At 58.3% G+C, this 19680-nt stretch carries 21 protein-coding genes; 7 read left to right on the forward strand and 14 right to left on the reverse strand.

The window, feature by feature from the left end:
* The first annotated feature begins 82 nt into the window (after positions 1–82).
* Positions 83–2287, forward strand: coding sequence for an amino acid permease (locus DP106_RS07330; RefSeq protein WP_120084396.1), 2205 nt, complete (start codon positions 83–85; stop codon positions 2285–2287).
* Between the two features lie 56 nt (positions 2288–2343).
* Here DP106_RS07330 and engB read toward each other — a convergent pair whose 3' ends face one another.
* Positions 2344–2970 (reverse strand): GTP-binding protein EngB, encoded by a 627-nt coding sequence (gene engB / locus DP106_RS07335; RefSeq protein ID WP_120084397.1) that lies wholly within the window; start codon positions 2968–2970, stop codon positions 2344–2346.
* A gap of 114 nt (positions 2971–3084) precedes the next feature.
* On the opposite strand from engB, the gene DP106_RS07340 reads away from it, so the two are divergent.
* Together DP106_RS07340 and DP106_RS07345 are read left to right on the forward strand one after the other, a co-directional pair.
* A complete protein-coding gene (locus tag DP106_RS07340; protein ID WP_120084399.1) occupies positions 3085–3477 on the forward strand; it encodes an SHOCT domain-containing protein in 393 nt (130 codons plus the stop codon).
* 19 nt (positions 3478–3496) lie between these two features.
* On the forward strand, positions 3497–4216 hold the full coding sequence (locus DP106_RS07345) for a 5-formyltetrahydrofolate cyclo-ligase (protein ID WP_120084400.1): 720 nt from the start codon (positions 3497–3499) through the stop codon (positions 4214–4216).
* 15 nt (positions 4217–4231) lie between these two features.
* Here DP106_RS07345 and DP106_RS07350 read toward each other — a convergent pair whose 3' ends face one another.
* Positions 4232–5203, reverse strand: a complete 972-nt coding sequence (locus DP106_RS07350; protein WP_120084402.1) for an NOG1 family protein — start codon at positions 5201–5203, stop codon at positions 4232–4234.
* 117 nt (positions 5204–5320) lie between these two features.
* Here DP106_RS07350 and DP106_RS07355 point away from each other — a divergent pair, with 117 nt between their 5' ends.
* From DP106_RS07355 to DP106_RS07365, 3 genes are all read left to right on the forward strand, one after another.
* Positions 5321–5773: a peroxiredoxin gene (locus DP106_RS07355; RefSeq protein ID WP_120084404.1), complete on the forward strand. Its 453-nt coding sequence runs from the start codon at positions 5321–5323 to the stop codon at positions 5771–5773.
* A 250-nt stretch (positions 5774–6023) separates the two neighbouring features.
* Positions 6024–7298, forward strand: coding sequence for a HEAT repeat domain-containing protein (locus tag DP106_RS07360; RefSeq protein WP_120084405.1), 1275 nt, complete (start codon positions 6024–6026; stop codon positions 7296–7298).
* Between the two features lie 70 nt (positions 7299–7368).
* On the forward strand, positions 7369–7590 hold the full coding sequence (locus DP106_RS07365) for a hypothetical protein (RefSeq protein ID WP_120084406.1): 222 nt from the start codon (positions 7369–7371) through the stop codon (positions 7588–7590).
* Positions 7591–7663: 73 nt separating this feature from the next.
* Here DP106_RS07365 and DP106_RS07370 read toward each other — a convergent pair whose 3' ends face one another.
* The 12 genes from DP106_RS07370 to DP106_RS07425 all read right to left on the reverse strand — a co-directional run bounded on the left by DP106_RS07370 (position 7664) and on the right by DP106_RS07425 (position 18664).
* On the reverse strand, positions 7664–7870 hold the full coding sequence (locus DP106_RS07370; RefSeq protein WP_120084407.1) for a hypothetical protein: 207 nt from the start codon (positions 7868–7870) through the stop codon (positions 7664–7666).
* Between the two features lie 88 nt (positions 7871–7958).
* Positions 7959–8393, reverse strand: a complete 435-nt coding sequence (locus tag DP106_RS07375; RefSeq protein WP_120084408.1) for an HVO_A0114 family putative DNA-binding protein — start codon at positions 8391–8393, stop codon at positions 7959–7961.
* Positions 8380–8688, reverse strand: a complete 309-nt coding sequence (locus DP106_RS07380; RefSeq protein ID WP_120084409.1) for a toxin-antitoxin system TumE family protein — start codon at positions 8686–8688, stop codon at positions 8380–8382. The genes DP106_RS07375 and DP106_RS07380 overlap by 14 nt, the downstream gene beginning before the upstream one ends.
* An 89-nt stretch (positions 8689–8777) precedes the next feature.
* Positions 8778–10076, reverse strand: a complete 1299-nt coding sequence (gene hisS, locus DP106_RS07385) for a histidine--tRNA ligase (RefSeq protein WP_120084411.1) — start codon at positions 10074–10076, stop codon at positions 8778–8780.
* Between the two features lie 98 nt (positions 10077–10174).
* The gene (locus tag DP106_RS07390; protein ID WP_120084412.1) at positions 10175–10543 is read right to left on the reverse strand and encodes a hypothetical protein; all 369 of its coding nucleotides are present in this window, start codon (positions 10541–10543) and stop codon (positions 10175–10177) included.
* 109 nt (positions 10544–10652) lie between these two features.
* Positions 10653–11534 carry an EamA family transporter gene (locus DP106_RS07395; RefSeq protein WP_120084414.1) on the reverse strand — a complete coding sequence of 294 codons (882 nt, stop codon included), beginning with the start codon at positions 11532–11534 and terminating at the stop codon, positions 10653–10655.
* An 85-nt stretch (positions 11535–11619) separates the two neighbouring features.
* On the reverse strand, positions 11620–12210 hold the full coding sequence (locus DP106_RS07400; RefSeq protein ID WP_120084416.1) for a DUF7411 family protein: 591 nt from the start codon (positions 12208–12210) through the stop codon (positions 11620–11622).
* A gap of 1 nt (position 12211) precedes the next feature.
* Complete coding sequence (locus tag DP106_RS07405; RefSeq protein ID WP_120084417.1) at positions 12212–12568, reverse strand: DNA-binding protein; 357 nt, start codon at positions 12566–12568, stop codon at positions 12212–12214.
* A 48-nt stretch (positions 12569–12616) separates the two neighbouring features.
* Positions 12617–13072 carry a 30S ribosomal protein S19e gene (locus tag DP106_RS07410; protein WP_120084419.1) on the reverse strand — a complete coding sequence of 152 codons (456 nt, stop codon included), beginning with the start codon at positions 13070–13072 and terminating at the stop codon, positions 12617–12619.
* 242 nt (positions 13073–13314) lie between these two features.
* Positions 13315–15183 carry a sensor histidine kinase gene (locus DP106_RS07415; RefSeq protein WP_120084421.1) on the reverse strand — a complete coding sequence of 623 codons (1869 nt, stop codon included), beginning with the start codon at positions 15181–15183 and terminating at the stop codon, positions 13315–13317.
* A gap of 704 nt (positions 15184–15887) precedes the next feature.
* Positions 15888–17330, reverse strand: a complete 1443-nt coding sequence (locus DP106_RS07420) for a two-component system sensor histidine kinase NtrB (RefSeq protein ID WP_120084422.1) — start codon at positions 17328–17330, stop codon at positions 15888–15890.
* 293 nt (positions 17331–17623) lie between these two features.
* Complete coding sequence (locus DP106_RS07425) at positions 17624–18664, reverse strand: lysylphosphatidylglycerol synthase transmembrane domain-containing protein (RefSeq protein ID WP_120084423.1); 1041 nt, start codon at positions 18662–18664, stop codon at positions 17624–17626.
* Between the two features lie 96 nt (positions 18665–18760).
* On the opposite strand from DP106_RS07425, the gene thiL reads away from it, so the two are divergent.
* Positions 18761–19651, forward strand: a complete 891-nt coding sequence (gene thiL, locus DP106_RS07430; protein ID WP_276310068.1) for a thiamine-phosphate kinase — start codon at positions 18761–18763, stop codon at positions 19649–19651.
* Positions 19652–19680: the final 29 nt, after the last annotated feature.

The raw sequence follows: 19680 nt of genomic DNA on the forward strand, positions 1-19680 counted from the left end.
CATCCGTTAGAGTACGATCACATGGTGAGCAACACGTATCTCAGTTCCCCTGACCAACTCGGCCGCCGTCCGGCGTGGTAACGTGGCCGAAAGCCAACTTGACAGAACGCTTGGCTTCACCGAGGCGATGACGCTGGGCGGCGGGACGATGATCGGGGCGGGGATCTTTATCCTGCCAGCGATCGCGGCTGAGGGGGCTGGACCGGCAAGCTCGATCTCGTTTGGGATCGCCGGTTTTGTCGCGCTGTTGGCCGCTCTTTCGCTTGCGGAGCTGGCGACCGGAATGCCGATCTCCGGCGGCAGCTACCACTACGTTAACCGCGGACTGGGGAGCTTCTTCGGCAGTATCGTCGGCTGGGGGATGTGGACCGGGCTTATGTTCGCCAGCGCGTTTTATATGGTCGGCTTCGGCCAGTATATCGTCGAATCGGTCGGCTTTCTGGACGGTCGGGCTCTAATCGTCCTGATCGGGATTCTCGGGCTCGGGCTCATTGTCGGCATGAACTACTACGGCACCGAGGAGTCAAGCGGTGCCCAGAACCTGATGATCGGCACCGAGTTCCTCATTGTGCTGATCTACACCGGGGTTGGCCTGTTTTTCATCGAGACGGCACACTTGGTTGACTTCGCGCCGACCGGCCCCTCGGGGATCGTCGCCACAACAGGCACCGTCTTCGTGACGTTTCTCGGCTTTGAGATCATCGCGACCGTCGCCGGCGAGATCAAGAAACCGGGGAAGCTCATCCCGTTGACGATGGTGCTGTCGGTCGTTGGGGTGACGATCCTCTATATGCTCATCATGATCGTCTCGACCGGCGTCATCCCGTATCAGGAACTCGGCGGCTCGCTGGTTCCGGTTGCCGACGTTGCGGTCGTGTTCTTGGGTTCGATCGGCGTGGTGGCGATCGTCTTTGCGGCAGTTATCGCCGCGATTTCGAGCTCGAACTCCTCGATCCTCGCGGCCTCGCGGGTGCTGTTTGCGATGGGGCGGGACAACCTGATGAGCGACTGGTTGAACGCGACCCACGACCGGTTTCACACACCTCACCGGGCGATCATCGCAACCGGTGGGGTGACCGCGGGGCTGATCGGGATCGGCCTCGAGGTCGAGGCGATCGTCGCGCTGCTGGCCGAGGTAGCGAGTTTCAGCTTTCTGGTGACCTACGGGCTTGTCCACGTCTCGCTGGTCGTGTTCCGGCGGGCTGACCCGCCGGCGTACGATCCCGACTTCGCCGTTCCCGGGCTTTTCTATCCGATCGTCCCGATCCTCGGGGTCGCCCTGTCGGTGTTTGTCATCGCACAGATGACACGTCCCGTCCAGATTGTCGGAACAGGCATTGTCGCCCTTGGTGCGATCTGGTATCTCGTCTACGCCAGAACAAACAATGTCGAAAGCGGGCTGCTCAGGGAGGCACTTCCCGGAGACGAGTCGGCGTATACCGTCCTTGTCCCGGTGGTAAATCCCCAGACACAGCGTGGACTGCTTGAGCTTGCCGCCGCGACCGCTGTGGCCAACGCCGACGACGGGAGGGCAGAGCTGGTCGTGCTCAACGTGCTCCGGGTTGCCGGTGACGACCGGCAGAACGTTGAGGCCGACCGGCTTGACCACCAACGCGACCTGTTGGAGACCGCCCGAAGTACCGTCGCTGAGATGGATGTCTCCCTACGAACACGGGCCCTGATCGGGCAGGATGTCGGCGAGACGATCTTGGAGGAAGTCAAATCGGAAGACGCCGATCAGGTTGTCGTCGGCTGGCGTGGCTCCTTTGCCGGCGGTGAGTACGCCTTCGGCTCAAATCTCGATCCCGTGCTCACCGACGCCCCCGCGGATGTAACGCTTGCCAGTCTGGGCCAGCTCCCGGTCGGCAACGTGACCGCACTTGTCGGCGACGGCCCCAATACCCCGGTCGCCGTCAGACGAGCCGCCGAGTTCGCCGCCCGCAGTGAGGGGAACACACAACCGACACTGCTCACCGTTCAGCTGACAGACGAGGAGACAGGAGCACCCGAACCGAGTGCTACTGCGAGACAACAGGGGAGAGAACAGATTACAGCCGTGGCCCAACGGGCCGGCCTCGACCCCGAGGAGTATACGCCGTCGGTGCTGGCCGGCGAAACCGTCGAATCGGCTGTCAGCGAGACACTCGACAAACAGGATCTGGTCTGTCTCGGCTTGTCGGATCGGTCTGCTCTCCGTGCGGATCGATCCGGCTCGATCGCCGAGCAGATTCACGAGCGGGCGTCGTGCAATGTTGCAATTTTCGAACGCGACACGACCGGTTCGTAGCACAGGTGTGATGCGACAACAACGCGATCCGCTCAACAGTATCGACAGGTGGTCGACTACGCAGTCACAAACTGTAGCAGCTCATCGCGTTTGGCAGCCCGGATGTGATGTTGTAGCGCGGTTCGAAGGCTGTCGATCCGGCCGGCCTTGGCGGTGATCGGCGCGATGACCTCCTCCTCGTACTGCTGCCACGGCGGAAACAGCCCAAGGCGGTCACAGAGGTCGTTGAGCCGGTCGTCCGTGTCGTCGACTTTGTCCATCTTGTTGACCGCGACAACGGTTGGGATGCCGACTTCCTTCAGGAAATGGTACATCTCCACGTCGTGGGGGATCTCGCCGCGGTCGCTGTGGCGGTCGATGATGTCGATGACGCTCTTGCCGTCGACAACGAGGACGGCCGCCAGAATCGACTCGGCGTTATCCTCAATGTAGCGAACGATGTCGGTCTGAATCGCTTCGCGGTGCTCGCCCTCAACACCGGACATGAACCCGAACCCCGGTAGATCGGTGAACATGAAGCTCTGAGATGACCAATCGAAGTGGTTGGGCTCGCGGGTTACCCCGGGTTTCTGGCCTGTCGGCACGCTGTGACCTGTCAGCTCCCGCATGATCGTTGATTTCCCGACGTTTGACCGGCCGACCAACGCGATCTCGTCGTCACAGTCAGGGCGAGCTTCGAACATACCGGCTCTCGGCGACCGGCAGGGAAACGGGTTGTGTTCGGTCGCTGGGTCGTTTTGAGAGCCTGTTACTCGGAAGCAAACAGATATTTGCCGATCGCCGGCCTATCAGTGGATATGAACTGGCGGAACGTCGCTCTGTATACGCTTCTCGGGCTCGGCGTGCTTGTCGCCATTCAGATCATCTTCTCGGTTATCGCTACGATCATCGGCATTGCGTGGGCGATCGCCAGCTCGCTTCTCACGTTGGCTGTCGTCGGGGCGATGTTCTACGGTGGGTTCAGACTCGTCTCGTGGTACCGTGGAGACAACAACGCGGGTGCCGGAACCGGCGACGTGAACGACGCGAACCGCCCGGCACCGAACCAACAGAGCCGTATCGACACAGTGAAACAACGCTACGCCGACGGTAAGCTCTCAGACGCCGAGTTCGAACGCCAACTGGAGCGGGAGCTTGATGGCCTTGATATCGACAGCAGCAACCGCGAACGCAGCCGTGAGTACGAGTAACGGCTCCGAACCCCCACCTATGGTGAATCTATCCAAACCTGACCTCCGCGAACGCATCTGGGATCTCCTCGAAGCCGAAGGAATCGCCCGATTTCCGTTTCCGCCGCACGGCCGCATCCCCAACGTCGCCGACGCCAGCGACGCCGCCGACCGACTGGCCGACACCGACGCGTGGGCCGCCGCCGACACGCTGAAATGCAATCCTGACGCCCCGCAGTTGCCGGTGCGCCGTCAGGCCCTCCGCGAGGGGAAAACGGTCTACATGGCTGTCCCGCGGCTCAGCGAGGCCAAACCGTTTCTTCGACTCGCACCCGACGAGGTCGACGACATCGACGATGCGACGACGGTCTCAGGCTCATCGAAACACGGCGTCCCCGTCGATCCCGAGGCGATGCCGCAGATCGACCTCATCGTCGCCGGCAGCGTCGCCGTTGACACCGCTGGCAATCGCGTCGGCAAAGGTGAGGGATTCAGCGATCTCGAATTCGCCGTCTTGCGCGGCTTCGACCGCGTTGACGCCGATACCACCGTCGCCACGACCGTCCACGATAGTCAAATTGTCAACGATGGCGACATTAAGCCCGACCGTCACGACGTACCGCTAGATCTGGTCGTGACGCCGACACGAACGATTTCGACTAAAACGGCCGCCGAGCGGCCGGCCGGGCTCTACTGGGATGATATCGCTACCGAGAAAATCGACGAGATTCCCGTATTGGAACGGCTCCAGCCCGAGTAGAGCGTGTCGCCGTGTTCAGGCGTCCCGCGACGGGAGTTCCGGCTCGTAGCCGACCGCATCAATCGCTAACGCAAGCACCTCATCGATACCCTCCTCCTCGGTGATACTCATGTAGGCGTCAGCCTCGACATCGGTCGAACGGTCGCTCTTGTTGCAGATCGTCAGCACCGGAATATCGCGGTCGGCAAACCGGTCGACGACGGCAGCCTGCAGTTCCAACTGTACGTCCAATGGGTAGCCGCAGTCGCCGGAGGCATCGACGAAAAACAGCACCGTGTCGGCCAGATGTTCAAGCGCGCCGGCAGCCTGTCGCTCGATATCGTTGCGCTCGTCTTCCGGGCGATCGAGCAGCCCAGGCGTGTCGATCAGTTGATAGCGGATGTGGTCGCGTTCGAGGTGGCCAACTTGGACGCCGCGGGTCGTGAAGGGGTACTCCGCGATCTCGTTTGAGGCCCGCGTCACGTGGTTGACAAAGGAGGATTTGCCGACGTTTGGGTAGCCGGCGATGACGATCGCTGGTTCGTCAGGGCGGATGTCAGGGATCGTCTTCAGCTGGTCGCGGGCGTCGCCGACCGCCCGGAGGTCGGCTTTGATCTCGTCCATGATGTCGGCGATGCGGGCGAAGGCCTGCTTGCGATGCTTGCGGGCGGTGTCAGAGTCGGTTTTGCGGAGTTTTGACTGGTACTCACGGCCCAACTCCTCGATCTGCCGGCTGGCCCAGGTGACCTCAGAAAGCGATTGGCGGAGCTCGTTGACATCGACGATGGCGTCGGCGAGTTCGTAATAGAAGGGATCAATGTAGTCGAAATCCGGCCACGCCGTGACGACGTTTTCGAGGTTATCGGAGGTAATGTTGACCGCGACGGTCAGCATCGACTGCTGTGCCTCAAGGCCGCCTTTGGCGTTGCCCGCGCGGGCGGCCCGCGAGAAGGCCTTATCAAGGAGCTCCTCCGACCGGGGAGCTGTAGGGAGGTTCTCGAAAATCATTTCTGGAGCCTACAGCCCCAACGCCTAAAAGCACGTTCGTTCGCGGTGTTACACCGGATACGGTCGTTCGGCCGGCCCGATCACAACCGGTATGACGGGCGCGGGTGAAAATGGCGTATGCTTGAAGTCGGCGATTCAGCCCCGGCAGTCACAGCACGCAATCAGCACGGCGAGACGGTATCGCTCAGTTTTGACGACCCAACGGTCGTCTTCTTCTATCCAAAGGATTTCACCGGCGGCTGTACGGTCGAAGCAACCGAGTTCCAAGCGGCCCTCCCAGAGTTTCGGGAGGTTGGCATCGGCGTCTATGGTGTCTCAATGGATGGCGTCGAAAGCCACGCTGACTTCGCTGATGCGGAGGGGATCATCTTCGACCTGCTCGCCGATCCTGACGGCGACCTCGCTGACGCCTTTGGCCTCGCTACCGGCAACGGACACACCGACCGCCGAACGGTCGTGCTCGCAGACGGCGAAGTGGTCTCGGTGTATGATCCGGATGTGGCTGATCCATCGGGACACGCCCGTGAAGTGTTGCGAGACACACGAAACAAGTTCGTTCGGGGCGGCTAACGACTACCGCCGTTGTGTGGTCAGTTGTATGTTACACGCTCACGAATAGAAATGGTCGATGCGGAAACGACAGCCGACCACAGGCTGGTCAGTAGAGTTGGGTGTCGGTCACGCTACCGACGCTGTTGGGCTTGATCGCGGCGACAACGGGATCAGCTGTGGCGTGTATGACCGCATAAATATTCACACATACAAACATGTTAGACCAAAATCATTATCTTTTTCATTAGTACTCCCATAGTATGGTAAGATGGCACAGTCTCCCTCACCGGACACAGCAGACTATCTGTATTCGCTCGCAAACCGCGGCGAGTACGGGGAGCTGATCCGTCATATCCGGGATCACGACAACCAACACGTCCGCTACGGCGCGGCCGGGATCGTAGCCGAATCGGCCGACGCATTCGCCGAGACGGTAACGCCACAAACCCAACAGGCACTCATCGGCTGTGTTCTCTCCGAGCCATCCGATGCGGTTCGGGCCAACATCCTCAACGTCTTGCTCACCGTTGACGAATCAACGTTCGATACCATTATTACGCGGCTGGAGGCCGACCCGGAGTCGACGCCGACGGAGAGACCGTATCCGCTCATCCTGACGAAGTGGCATTCGTCAGGCCGGCCGTCGCTGCGGTTTCTGGCCGTCGTTGGCTTCGGCCGCGTGGGAAGTCAAAGCACGATCAACAAACTCCGCACGACCCTCTCACGGGAGACGGATCTCCGCGTGCTCAGACGGGCGATCGAAGCGGCCGGCACCGTTGGCGATGAGACATTTGTGAGCCCGATCCAAGATCACCTGCGGGCCGACAACGACGAATTCCAGCAGGCCGCCAACAGCAAGCAGATTGCGGCGGTCAAGGAGGCCGCGGTCGAAGCCCTCGTCGAGATCGGCACCAACGCAGCCTATGAGGCCCTCGTAACAGCCTCCAGAAGCACCGACGACGAGCTGAAAGAGCAGGTAATCGGCAAGATCGGGCGGTTCGGAGCCCAAGAGACGGTTGATCTGGTCGTCGACGAGCTGGACGACGACTCGAATGAGTCGATACGCGAGGAGGCGGCGGAAGGCGTTATCACGACGTTCACCGAAACGGAGTTCGACGAGGGTGATGCGGTTCGCCAGCAGGCCATCGAGAAGATCGCCGAGGATGTCTCAACTGATGTCTCCGAGGAGTTTGCCTCGATCGTCGAGGAGTCGCCACACAGATTAGAGCAGCGCAACGCCGCTTGGCTGCTGGGCCAACTGGAGGGGTCGAGTGAGAAAGCGGTCGACTCGTTGGTCGATACGCTGGACGACGACGACCCTGACCTCAGACGGATCGCCTCAGCAAGCCTCACTAAGCTTGATCAAGCCACGGTTGAGGGGAAAATCGAGACGTTCCTTGAGACGGTCGACGAGGACACTGAGGCGCACACACTGGCCTCATTTGTCAAGTCGAATCTCCATGACACTGCTGCGGAGGCAAAAAAGGAGTTAGTTGAGTATACCCACGTCACAAGCCCCAGCGACTACACCTCATCCGAATAAGCGAGGCGTCGAAGTGAAAACGCTCACACCCATGGCCAAGTGCAGCGGCGACACAACGAGGCTATAGAACGTGGTCATTCGGTTCGGCAGCGCACGTTCGAGCGAGGATGCAGCGTCATATTTGATTGCTGCCCTCCAGACGGACGATGCCTATCTCGGACAGATCGCCGCAGCCAGCCTGACACAGCTTGAAAGCACCGAGGTGGACTCCGAGATCGAATCGGTGTTCGAGACGGCCGACGAGGACACCGAGGTGCATGCGCTTGCGTCCTTCGTGCAGTCGGCTCTCTAAAACACCGCCGCGGGGGCGAAAAAAGAGCTGGTCGAGTACACGCATGTCGTCGAACCGAGTGACTACGAGACGGCTAGTGCGTAGCCCATAGCTGAGCAACCAGAGAGATCGCACTGCCGGCGGCGAGCACCGCACCGACAACGAATGGGGCGTCAGTGCCAGCGGTCGACTGATACATCGTCAGCAGTCCGACAACGACCCCCAAACCGCTCAGAGACGCTTTCAGGAGCCGTGTCGACCCGACACCGGAGTCCTTCTCGTATGTGTCGCGGCTGCTCATAGCAGAGATACGAAACAAATCCTCCTAACAGCTTATACGTCGATGCGTACAGTTAGCTCACGCGCAACTGTGCTACTGAGATCGGTGCTCACGAGATCGCCGCTCGCTCGCTGCTCGTGTCGCCGACGACTTCGATATCGATATGGACGCGCTCATAAGGGATGACAGGGCGTTTCGCTCGACCGTCGCTCTCGAAGTAAATGATATCGTGATCGGCCAGCACTGCCACGTCACTGTGAACCTCCGAGTAGTTCCGATTGAGGCGGTCAGCAAGGTCGCTGATGCTGTCCGGCGGTGCGGTCATGATCGACCGCATGACTTCGAGGCGTCGCTCCGTGAGCAACTGTCTGATATCGGCCACCCTGTCGAATGACCGAATGGCCTCCTCGGCTGAATCCTCTCCGTCAAGCTGTGTCACCGCGGCATCAACCATCGACGCGACCGAACCGACCGTGATTCGAAGCGTCTCAGGGTAGCTTTCAGCACCGTTCGCGGCCAGTTCCGTGGGATTACTCTCTGTCATTGGCTCGTATCTCCGTTTCGAAGCGGGTGAGGTGTGTTTCGAGGTCAACAAATTCGATAGCTATCACCGACTCCTCGCCACCAATCCAAGCATGTCGGTGGTGGTACCCCGCGCCGTGGGTTGGTATCCGTGTGTTGTCGTAGCGGAGGAACTCGGCTCCGGTCTCGGGATCGTAGTGTTGGAACCGATAGTTTACACCACCGGGGTACTCCGAACTCTCGACGGCGAAAAGCCTGACACGTTCTCCGTTGGGCAGCATCATCGCCGTGTCAACGAGCACATCGCCGTCGGCCATCCGTACTATTGGGTAGTACCCTATATGAAATAAAAGTATTGGGTTATGCCCTATATGTCAGCGACGTACGCTATCGGCGTGATACCGACTTACGCCCAGTCCTCGTAGGTCGGCCGCTCCAGATCACCCGGGAAGTCGTCGACGGGTGCGGTCGTCTGGTCGCCGGTTGCCATCTCTTTCACCGTCACCTCGCCGTTTTCGAGGTCGCGCTCGCCGACGATCACGACCGTCTCGGCGTTAATCGAGTCGGCGTAGTTCATTTGGGCACCGAAGCTGCGTTCGGCGATGTCGGTTTCGACGACGTGGCCACGGCCGCGGAGTTGGCGAGCAACATCGGCGGCGACCGCCTGGGTGTCGCCGACGCTCAGGACGTAGTAGTCGGTTGCGGGGGCTTCCTCGGGCCAGACGCCAGCGCGCTCACAGAGCAACTGCAGGGTGGCGTGGCCGGGGGCGACGCCGACGGCAGGTGTCGGTTGGCCACCGAAGCTCTCGATGAGGTCGTCGTAGCGACCGCCGCCGAAGACCGACCGCGAGACCTCGCCCGTCGAGTCAAAACACTCGAAGACGACGCCGGTGTAGTAATCGAGCCCGCGAGCGGTCTCCAGCGACACGTCGCAGTACTCACGGACGCCGAGATCATCGGCCGCCGCAAGGACGGCTTCAAGATTGGCGACGGCGTCGGCGACGCGCTCGGTGTCGGCGAAATCGACGAGATCGTTGAGGTCGTCAGTCCCGAGCAACTCATCGAACGTTTCGGCCTGCTCGTAGCGTAGGCCGGCGTCCTGTAAGAGGCCGTAATACTCCTGATCGTCGATCTTTGCGGATTTGTCGACCGCGCGAATCGCCGCCTCGGTGTCGACATCGGCGTCGAAGGCCTCCAAGAGACCACCGAGCAGATCACGGTGTGAGACGCGGAACTCGAAATCGTCGCTCGTGAGACCGAGATCGGTCAGTGCCTCAGCCGCAAACGCTAAGATCTCGGCGTCGGCGGTGGGCTCACCCGAGCCGAAGATATCGACGTTGGTCTGGTAGAACTCTCGGAACCGACCCTGTTGAACCTGTTCGTATCGCCAAAACGCACGCGTCGAATACCATTTGATCGGCTTCGAGAGCGCTTGCTGTTTGGCGACGACCATCCGGGCGACCGTCGGCGTCAACTCCGGAGTGAGCGTCACATCACGGCCACCTTTGTCGGTGAAGTTATACAGTTGATCGACGATCTCGTCGCCGGATTTGTCGGTGTAGAGTTCGGTCGCCTCTAGGGTCGGTGTGCCGATCTCGCGGAAGCCATACCGGGCGGCGGCGGTCTCAACGGTGTCGATGACCTCCCGGCGAGCGGTCATCTCGTCGGGGTAGAAGTCACGAAACCCTTTGAGTCGGTCGTACATAGCCGGGCGTTTGCGAGGGCCGCGCTTGAATGCTGTCCTTTGGCGGTTCGATCAGCGACGAGTAATAACTCGTAGGTGCCGTTGCCGCCGGATGTCGACTACGCAACGATTTCGAGTCGTGTCCCGAGGTGTTCGGTAAGCGCGGCTTCGAGATCCGGATACAGCCCGAGCAGCTGCCCCGCCCAACGACGGAACCGCCCGCGTTTGGTCTTGCCGACGAGAACGCGGTCGGCGTTTTGTCTGGCGGCTTCGTCGATGATCGCTTCCTCAAGGACGTACCCCTGTCGGACGATATAGTGGGCACCGATCTCGCCGAGTTCGCTCCGGGTGGCTCGCTCGCCGTTCTGCAGCAGTGAGATATGAAGCACAATCAGCGACCCGCCGTCGTCGGTCAGCTCACGCCCGCGTTGGATCGTCCGATAGCTATCCGCTGTGAGGGGATAGCGCACCGAGACGAGCGTCGTCATACGAGTGGTACGCCGAGCGCGTATATTTGTCTTCCTATCTATCACCTTTTCGACGTGTGGATTTCATGCACATCGAGCGTTGAGAGACTCACACTGCGAGCCAAGTGTCTCACACCGCGATCATCGTCACGCCGATCACCGCGAGCACGGCGGCGACAGTCCGGATCCTAAACTGCTGTTCGTCAAGCAACAGCCCGCCGAGCAACACAGCGACGATGGCTTGGGTGTTGACGATCGGCGAGGCGATACTCGCCGGCACCAGCGAGAAGGCGACGTTGGTCAGCCCTTCACCGGCCGCAACGAACAGTCCGCCGACCGCAAGCTTCGGCAGATCCGCCCGCAGCGTCGCCGGCAGGGTCGCTCGAAACGCGGCCGGAAGCAACACGACCGCGACGCCGCCGAGTACGATCGGGATCCAGACGCCGACCGGGATCGCCAGCTCCTGGAGGGCGATCCGTCTGGCAACATCGCTGACACCAAACGCCATCGCGCTGAGAATCGCCAGCCGCGCCGCGGTCGATGTGGTTGCTTGGCGCAACGGCTCAAGCAAGGAGCCACCACGAAAGTTGGCGACGTAGACCGCGGCGGTCGCAACGAGGACACCAGCGACCTGCAGCGGCGTCAACACCTGCCCGAGGACGACAACCTCAATCGGGAGCACAAACACGGGAACGATCTTGCTGATCGGCGCGACATAGGAGACCTCCCCGATGGCTAACGCGCGCAGGAAAGCGATCATCGCCCCGGCGATCATCGTTGTCGTCGCCACGATAATGCCGAGTTCACCAATCCCAAACGTCATTAGCACCTTAGTTGTCGTCGCCGAACCGACGCGAAAATACCACACAGGTAGATACCACACCAGCGCGAAGCTGTTGATCCCGACGGTCAACAGCGAGGCTGCATACCCCTCGAAGGCCCGTTTGAGATAGTAGAGGTACCCACCCCACACAACGGCTGCGGCCACCGCGATGACGATCCCACCGACCATTCACCCCATTGAACCCCGGGAGCCGCTTCAAGCGTTCGGTCTCGGCGTACGGCTGTGTGATCTCAGTGTGCGATGTGGCGCGTCGCTACCGACGCCCGTGAACGTAGGTCTGCTCGTGATCGGGAAAGACTTCACCGACGGCGTCATCACCGTGGCGGTCGGCTAAGATCGCCCGCAACTCGCCTTCGTAGTCGGCTTTTGGCACCGTCTCACTGGGGCCGGTTTCGACTTCAAGATTCGCGGCGACGAGGTCGTCGACAGCGTGGCGACCGAACCCTGCTAACGGCGCGATGTAGTCGACGTCGTGGCGGTCTTCGAGACTTTGGGCCGCCGCCCGCGAGACCGTAGGCACACGGTCATCACGGCGGCTCCCGTCGGCGATAGCGTCGACAGCGAGCTCAACCGCGGTTTCGAGCGCGTGATCGTGAACCCGCTGGATGCCGTTGCGCGGAAAGCCGTCGTCGATCATCTGTTCGACGGCGTCGTCGGCGACTGACTCATCAAGTGTGATCGTCTCGAACGGAAAGCCGAGCTCGGCAGCGGCATCGCGGGCATGCTGGAAGTCGTCGGTGACGCCGAAGTGTGCCGTCACGAGCCGAACGTCGTAAAACCCGTCTAAAAGGAGGGCTGCAAGCGAGGAGTCCTTCCCACCGCTGTACAGCAGCGCTAACTCCATGTTAGCGGTGTTGGATATCGTAGGATTTCGAATCCGGCTGGAGTTCCTTTAGCAGCTCTTTCATCTGCTGTTCGTCGATTCGATCCTGGACGCGGCCGCTCTGGGCGAGGGCAACAACCTGCTGTTTGACCTGTTTGGCGACCTGTGGCTTCGACATCTCGACGGCGTTGAGCCGCTGGCGCGCCCCATCGGTCAGATGTTTTTTCAGGACGGCCTCACGTTGGGCCTCGGCCTGTTGTTGGGCAGCTTGCTGACGTTCAGCGGGGTCGCCCTCGCCGCCCTGTTGTTGCTGTTTGAGTTCCTTCCGCTTCTGCTCGCGGAGTTCTTCGAGTCGATCGTCGTCAGGGCTGTTGCTCATACATGATATATCGTCGTGCAGCCCCAAAAACGGTTTCGGACAATCAAATCAGGCGTAGCGTTCGAGTTCGGGGTTGTCGAGGTCATCGAAGACATCTTTTGCGACCTCGTCGAGGAAGGCATCGCCCTCGGCGGTGGTGCGGCGACCCTCGCCTTGAGCCGTCTGGATGAGCCCGTCGTCTTCGAGTTGGATCAGGAGTTCACGGATGATCTTTGTCGAGCCATCGACCTGTGTAGCAGGGGCAACGGCGTAGCGGTTCGAGCCGCCTTTTGTACCGCCGTATCCGGTCGAAAGTCGTTCGACGCCGATCGGGCCCTCGATAGCAACCTTTCGGAGGAGGCTGGCCCCGCGTCGCTCCCAGAAGTCATCCTGTTGGGGTGGCAGTTCGCGGTCGTGGCTCGTTTTCGTGTACTCAACCCACTCCGGCGTTTCGAGCCGGTCTGCAAGCCGGTCGGCGAGCTCCTCGATGAGCTCCTCCGGCGGCACGTCGTAGAGAGTTACCATAGGGCCGTATTCCGGTTTGGTGCGTTTAAAGGCATCGTATCGACGCCGCAGCCGCCGTCTGCCGGCCGATTTCGTGCGAGACGGTCACAAGCGCGACCCTTACCAAGGACAGTGAAACGCTGATGGCTATCTCGAGGCTGAGAGATCGAACGCTCCAAAAGACAGAGATTGCATCTTATACAGGTATCAGCGGGAGGCAGAGAAGATGCAGAGTGTGTCAGTTTGAAAACTGAAAGTGGCTATTAGCTATTCAGCTTGGGAAGCTTAACAACAAACACGGATCCCTCTGGTTCGTTGTCAACTACCTCGACTCTTCCATTATTCCGTCCGACAACTTTCTTCACCAAATAGAGGCCTAGACCGGTTCCGTCACTTTCTAGCCCGCTATTGCCTTCCTCAAACATGGCCTCTTTATGACGATCAGGAATCCCCGGGCCATTATCAGCAATCTCAATTATTGCATCTGACGCTGTTTGGCTCACCGAGACGGTTACTTCAGGAACTTCTTTGGTATTATGCTGAATTGCGTTGCTCAATAGATTTCTGAAGACTGATTCCAGCATGTCACTACCTACGACATCGATATTAGGAATCTGACCACGGGTTTCAATTTGGGATCTTGGGTAGCTGTTGTTTATGTTCTTGATCTGTTGGGGTAGAATGTTATTAAGATTTACAAACTCATCAGGTTGCCCTGCCTGAAGAACCATGTCTGTCACGTCTCTTGCGGTTTCTGTTACTTCAACCGCATTGGTGACACACTTACTGATCTTCTGTGGCTCCTCAAATTCATCTGTTCTGTTTGCCAATCGGTCTGCGTACGCGGAGATTAATTGTAGGTCGTTCCGAATGTCATGGCGAACGATCTTGTTGACGATTCTGAGATTGTCTCGCTGCTCTTCAACTGTTTTCTCACGTTGTTGCAATTGTTCGTGCGTTTGGATTCGTGAGAGCACCGCTGTTGCGTTCGTAGCTAACGTATTAGCTAACGTTATATCTCGATCAGAGAATGCATCAGTTTCGGTAGACGAAACCAAGAGCACGCCTTGATCGCCTAACGGAAATGCGATCTCACTTTGAATCTCTGTTTGATCGTTGTAGATCTCGTCAGCGGCTTGGAGGTCGTGATAGATTTGTGGTTCCCCTGTTTTGTATGCCTGCCAGCCAATCCCCTCATTGAGAACTGGTGGCTCCTCAATAACTTGTTTACTCTTGTGGGAGACGCTTACAGGAGCCAGCCCCCCGGCGGTTTCATCATACAAATGAACACCATTCATCGCAAAGCCGATCGACTCTCTAATCGTGGTCGTAACCACCTCAGCAACCTCCTGTACTGTTGTCGCGGAAGCCATCTGGTGGGTTGCATCTAACAAGGCGTTTAGCGCATCTTGATATTGTTTCCTTTCAGTGATATCTTGGATAATACCAAGGAGATATTTCTCGTTACCAATTGTTTCAATGCTTGCTGTAGTCGACCCCCAAAGTGTATCACCGTTTACTGTTTTTAGTTTGAACTCCTTATCTTGAACTGAACCAGAGTCATGAACCTCTTTGAGCAGTGCTTCTCTATCGCTGGGGTCTGCACACAAATCTTGTACCGAGTGGTTTTTTGCCTCAGTTTTTGATTCAGCGTCAAACATCTCAACCATGGCGCTATTTACAAAACTAAATTCGCCATCAGCTTCCAACTCATTTTGGCCAACTGCCACCGGCAGATTCTCCACTATCTGTTCATAACGTGTGAGTTCAATCTCTCGTTGTTTTCGGTCGCTTATATCGGTAAAAAGTATTGAAGCACCGTCGTTGCTCGGATAGATCCGCACCTCGAACCAACGGTCAAGTTCTGTATTGTATCGCTCATAACTAGTTTGAGTCTGTTCAGTAAGCGATTTTTTGATTTTATCTTCGGCGATTGTGTCAACGGTTTTAGGAAATGCTTTCCAAATAGTCTGTCCGCGGAGTTCCACTTCGGATCTTTCTAGCAATTTTTCTGCCTTTTTGTTTAAATACGTACACCGATACTCTTGATTAATAGAAACGATTGCATCAGATACTCGTTCCACTATTCGTTGGTGGACATCTTGTGGAGGAAGATCTCCGGCTTCGGACATTGGTCACCACACGGTAGCATCATTCATTATTATTTCGATAAACTAATGTCCGTTATCATGACGAACTAACCGTTTGACACGACCTTACCCGTTAAATATCAGACATTATGATTGTTTTCAGATCCGAATCCACTTGATTTGAAGAGATGAGTCCGAACGGCCGTGCCTCGGAAATGACACGTATATTAACGATTCCACCGGAGATTTCATTAAGGGTCTGTTGGACAACAGGCTCGGTATCTATCGTGAGGATACAAACTTAGATATCGTCAAGCCCTCAGACTTCCTCAGTATCTCGTTTCCAGCCACGTGAGAGCAGAGCCACTTCAACAATTCACCAGGCTGATGAGAAGAGATAAATAAGTAGTGCTACCCATAAAATAACGGCTAAGAGCCCCTGTAGCGACACTATATCTACCACATCATCCAGTTGCGTCCTGTCGAAGTAAGGATTCGATAAGCTGATTAACACTACCCCAGATATACTACTCTGAGCTAATCCACGCTGCAATCCGATGAGTAGAACTGCGTGAAGGGTACGCGCTGTCTATTCATAACTCGGCAGAACATTTTATCCAGTAGCCGATAGGTAGCTGAGTGGCCGATACCGAAAATATAAGTATCACACAGAGCACTAGTAATTACACTTCACTGATGGATAGTTGAGGTGGTTGCTAGTACTATGTCTGAAGGTCATATTATTATCAACTCGTATTTGACTTACCCACCTCAACACCCATGAAAACAAATTTTGCCCCACCAGTTGAACTATCCATTATCTTAATATCCCATCCATGGGCGTCAGCAACGCGTTTCACGATTGGCAATCCCAGTCCTGTGCCGTTCTGTGAGGATGTCTCCCCATATTCGAAGACTTTCTCGCGGTCATCAGGATCAATGCCAGTGCCGTTGTCTGCGAGATAAAACCCGCCACAGTTGCTTCGTGTCGACGTCCCAATTGCGGAGTACTCCTCGACCTCAATCGTGACCGATTCGTCGTTGTGTTCGATAGCGTTTCGATACAGGTTCTCGAACATTCGACACATTCGGTCAGGGTTGCATTCGATAGTGAGTTCATCTCTGATATGCAGGTCAGCATCGGCTGTCTCGACGCTTTGCCACGCTCTATCAGCAATCTCCGAAATAGACACATAACTTAGATCTTCGGCAGCACCTGATTCGTTATACAACGCAAGTGTGTCGTCAATTAATGCTCGCATGCGACCCGCAGCACGCTCAATTTTCATCACCTGACTGGCATTCTCTTCTGTTTTAAGCTGTTGAGAGTAGCCGTCGATAATATTGAGCGGATTCCGGATGTCGTGGGTGAGAATAGAGACGAACTGCTCTAACTGCTCCTTTTGTTGGCGTACCTGTTCACGTTGCTTTTTGCGAGTTGAGATGTCACGCAGAACACCCGCTGCACCGTTGTACAGCCCGTCCTGCAGCAGTACTCCGATGTGGTCTTCACAAACGATCACATCTCCTCCTTTTGTTTTGATTTCCACCTCAACGGTCTTGTCTGCTGGGCCGTCATCTGAGAGGATGTCTCGGATAGCCTCTCGAACCCGCTTTTGTGACTCGTGTGACTTGAGCAGGTGTGGGTGAGAGTTCATCAGCTCGTCTTTGGTGTACCCGGTGAGGTCAGCGAACGCATCGTTGACGTAGGTGAATTTCGGATCAGAGTCGCAGACATAAACTGGATCACCGAGTGCCTTAACGATCGTATTTAGTCTGTTGTGCGCTTCTCTTAGCCCTTCCTGTCTGGTTGTGATGTCAACGATGAACAACCCAAGTGTGGCGTCTGATTTGCCCGTCAGCGGTTCACCGTCGATCGTCACGTACTCAGTCAATCCATTATCGCCGGTGATGGCGTACTGTCCGGTCAGCGGGGTTCTATCCTTGAGAACCGTATCAAACAGATCTAGTTCCTCGCTCGGTTCCCGATCACTATTTGACGGCAACTCGAAGACCCGGCCCGATTGGCACAGTTCCGGCAGCGGAGCGTCAACAGCGATATTGAAATCTATGGTATTACTGCGCTCTCTCACTGTGAGAGTCTCATCTACCACGATGGCCTCCCTGTTTTGATTGCCCGTCGCCCTAATCACCGATTCGGTTATTACTTCTGACGGATCGTCACTCATGGCCCGGAACACCGCAGTATATCTGACCAAACATAATAATAATTACTCCTAAATAGGCTTCAGTATGTAACACCGTCACTACCATACCGAGGTTGTCCTAATTGTTGTCGTTTAACCGTAAGCTAACTACTTGTACAGTGACTCTACCTACCACACGATAATGAAACAGTGGGTAGTCAAAATCATCTCAAAGTACTCAAACAGAAACCCTCAGCCTCTCACTATTCTTAAATTATTACGTACAATTCAATCTTAATCTAATAGGATCTTGTGGATGGGTTCATCATCATCCCTCAGCGACGCGACTGACGATACCAGCCGACGGCCGACTCCGCGAAAACAAGCCCACCCAGTGTCGTCGGCAGCCAGTAGGCAAATCCTCGAAACAAGACGACCCCAGTGACGGCCGTCGCCGGCGACACCGTCGTCAACGGCGTTCCGACGAGAACGGCGACCAGCGCGCTCTCGATGCCGCCGGCTCCACCCGGCAACGGGAGGGCCAACGCGACCGACGCCAGCGGCAGCGCGACGAAGGCGGCCACCGCGGAGATCGGCGTGCCGATGGCCGCGAAAGCGGCCCACAATGCCAGCAGTTGACACAGCCAGCCGGCCACTGAGTAGCCGAGAACAGCCAGGAGGGATCGGCGGTCAGCCGCGATGTGTTCGAGATCATCGACAAAGCCCGCGACGCGGTCGGCGACAGTCGCCCGATCCGGGGCCGAGAGCCGCGGGACGATCGCCGCAAGCCAGCAAAGAAGCTGGGTCAGCCCATCGATACATCGGGTTGTGATGCCGCGGCGGCGACGCCAAAGCCTAACCGCACCACCGCACCCCACGACAACCGCGGCGACGACAGCGGCGGCTGCAACGGTGAGCTGGCCCGCAAGCGAGCCGGCGACCGCGAGCCATGTCAGCCCACCGAGCGCAAAGCCCACCGACGAAACGATATTGACCGCGTCGACAGCAGCCATTGCCGCCAGCCCGCGCTCGTAGGGAACGCTGGTGCGCTCGGCGACCAACAACGTCGTCAACGGCTCGCCGCCAGCGTTGCCGAAGGGGGTAACGTTGTTTGCAAACCCCGCGCCGGCCGACAACAACAGGCCGGTCCACGGCGAGATGACCGCGTCATAGCTCCGGAGCGCGGCGCGCATGCCTAACCCCCAACAGGCGACCCAGCCACCGATCAGGGCGGCGACGGTGGCGACACCGCTACGGTCAGCCTGCTTGAGCGACTGCACGACATTGTCGATGCCGACAACCCACGCGAGGACGGTGATGACGGCGGCTGCCAGCAGAAAGCCCGCCAGCGTCGTCCGCAACCGGTCGCGTGCCATACCGAGGCGTCGGGCAGGGCGACAATCAACGCACCGATCGGACGCGTGGCCGGGAGCGGCTCAAGAGCATACGCTTTTGTCGCCGAGGCGAAAACGATAGATAACCTGATGGACGAACGTGCGGCGCTCCGACAGCTCGCGGCGACCCTCCCGTATGCCGGCGATGACGCCGCCGTCGTTGACGACACGGCGATCACGACCGACATGCTCCATGAGACAACGGATTTTCCCGCGGGAACGACACGCTACACCGCTGGCTGGCGGTCGGTCGCCGCCTCGCTGTCGGATCTCGCGGCTGTCGGCGCAAGCCCGACCGCGGCGGTCGCCGCCTACGCTGACACCGCCTTCGACGGTGAGACACTCAGCGAGTTCATCGACGGCGCGCAAGCAGTCTGTGCGGCTGTCGATGCCGAATACGTCGGTGGCGATCTCGATACCCACAGCGAGTTCACCATAGCGACAACGGCGATCGGTGCCGTCGACGAGTCGGTCGACCGCGCGGGGGCAACCCCCGGCAACCGGGTCGTCGTCACCGGTAGATTCGGGCGGAGCGCGGCCGCCCTCCGGTATTTCGAGCAGGAAGCGTTCGACACCGCCAACGATCTCTTTCAGTTCACCCCGCGGGTCGACACCGGCCGCACGCTTGCCGGCGTAGCGACGGCGATGATGGACTCCAGTGATGGCTTAGCGCGGTCGCTGCACCAGCTCGCCGAGGCCAGCGACTGTGGGTTCGCGATCAATCGCGCGGCCGTCCCCGTCGCCGACGCCCTCAGCGAGGTTGCCGACGACCGCGAGGATCGCTGGGAGGCAGCCGTCCACTTCGGCGAGGACTTCGAGTTGGTGGCGACAGTGCCGGCCGACGCTGTTGCCGATGTGCGGGCGGCCTCGCCGACACCGCTGACTGAGATCGGTCGCGTTGTCGCCGACGACGAGGGTGTCGGTGTCGACGGCGAGCCGTTAGCCGATCGTGGTTACACACACGCGTAGGGCAGCGGCATCACGTACCGAACGGATCT

Origin of the sequence: Halonotius pteroides, from assembly GCF_003605635.1 — an archaeon.
GTDB lineage: Archaea > Halobacteriota > Halobacteria > Halobacteriales > Haloferacaceae > Halonotius > Halonotius pteroides.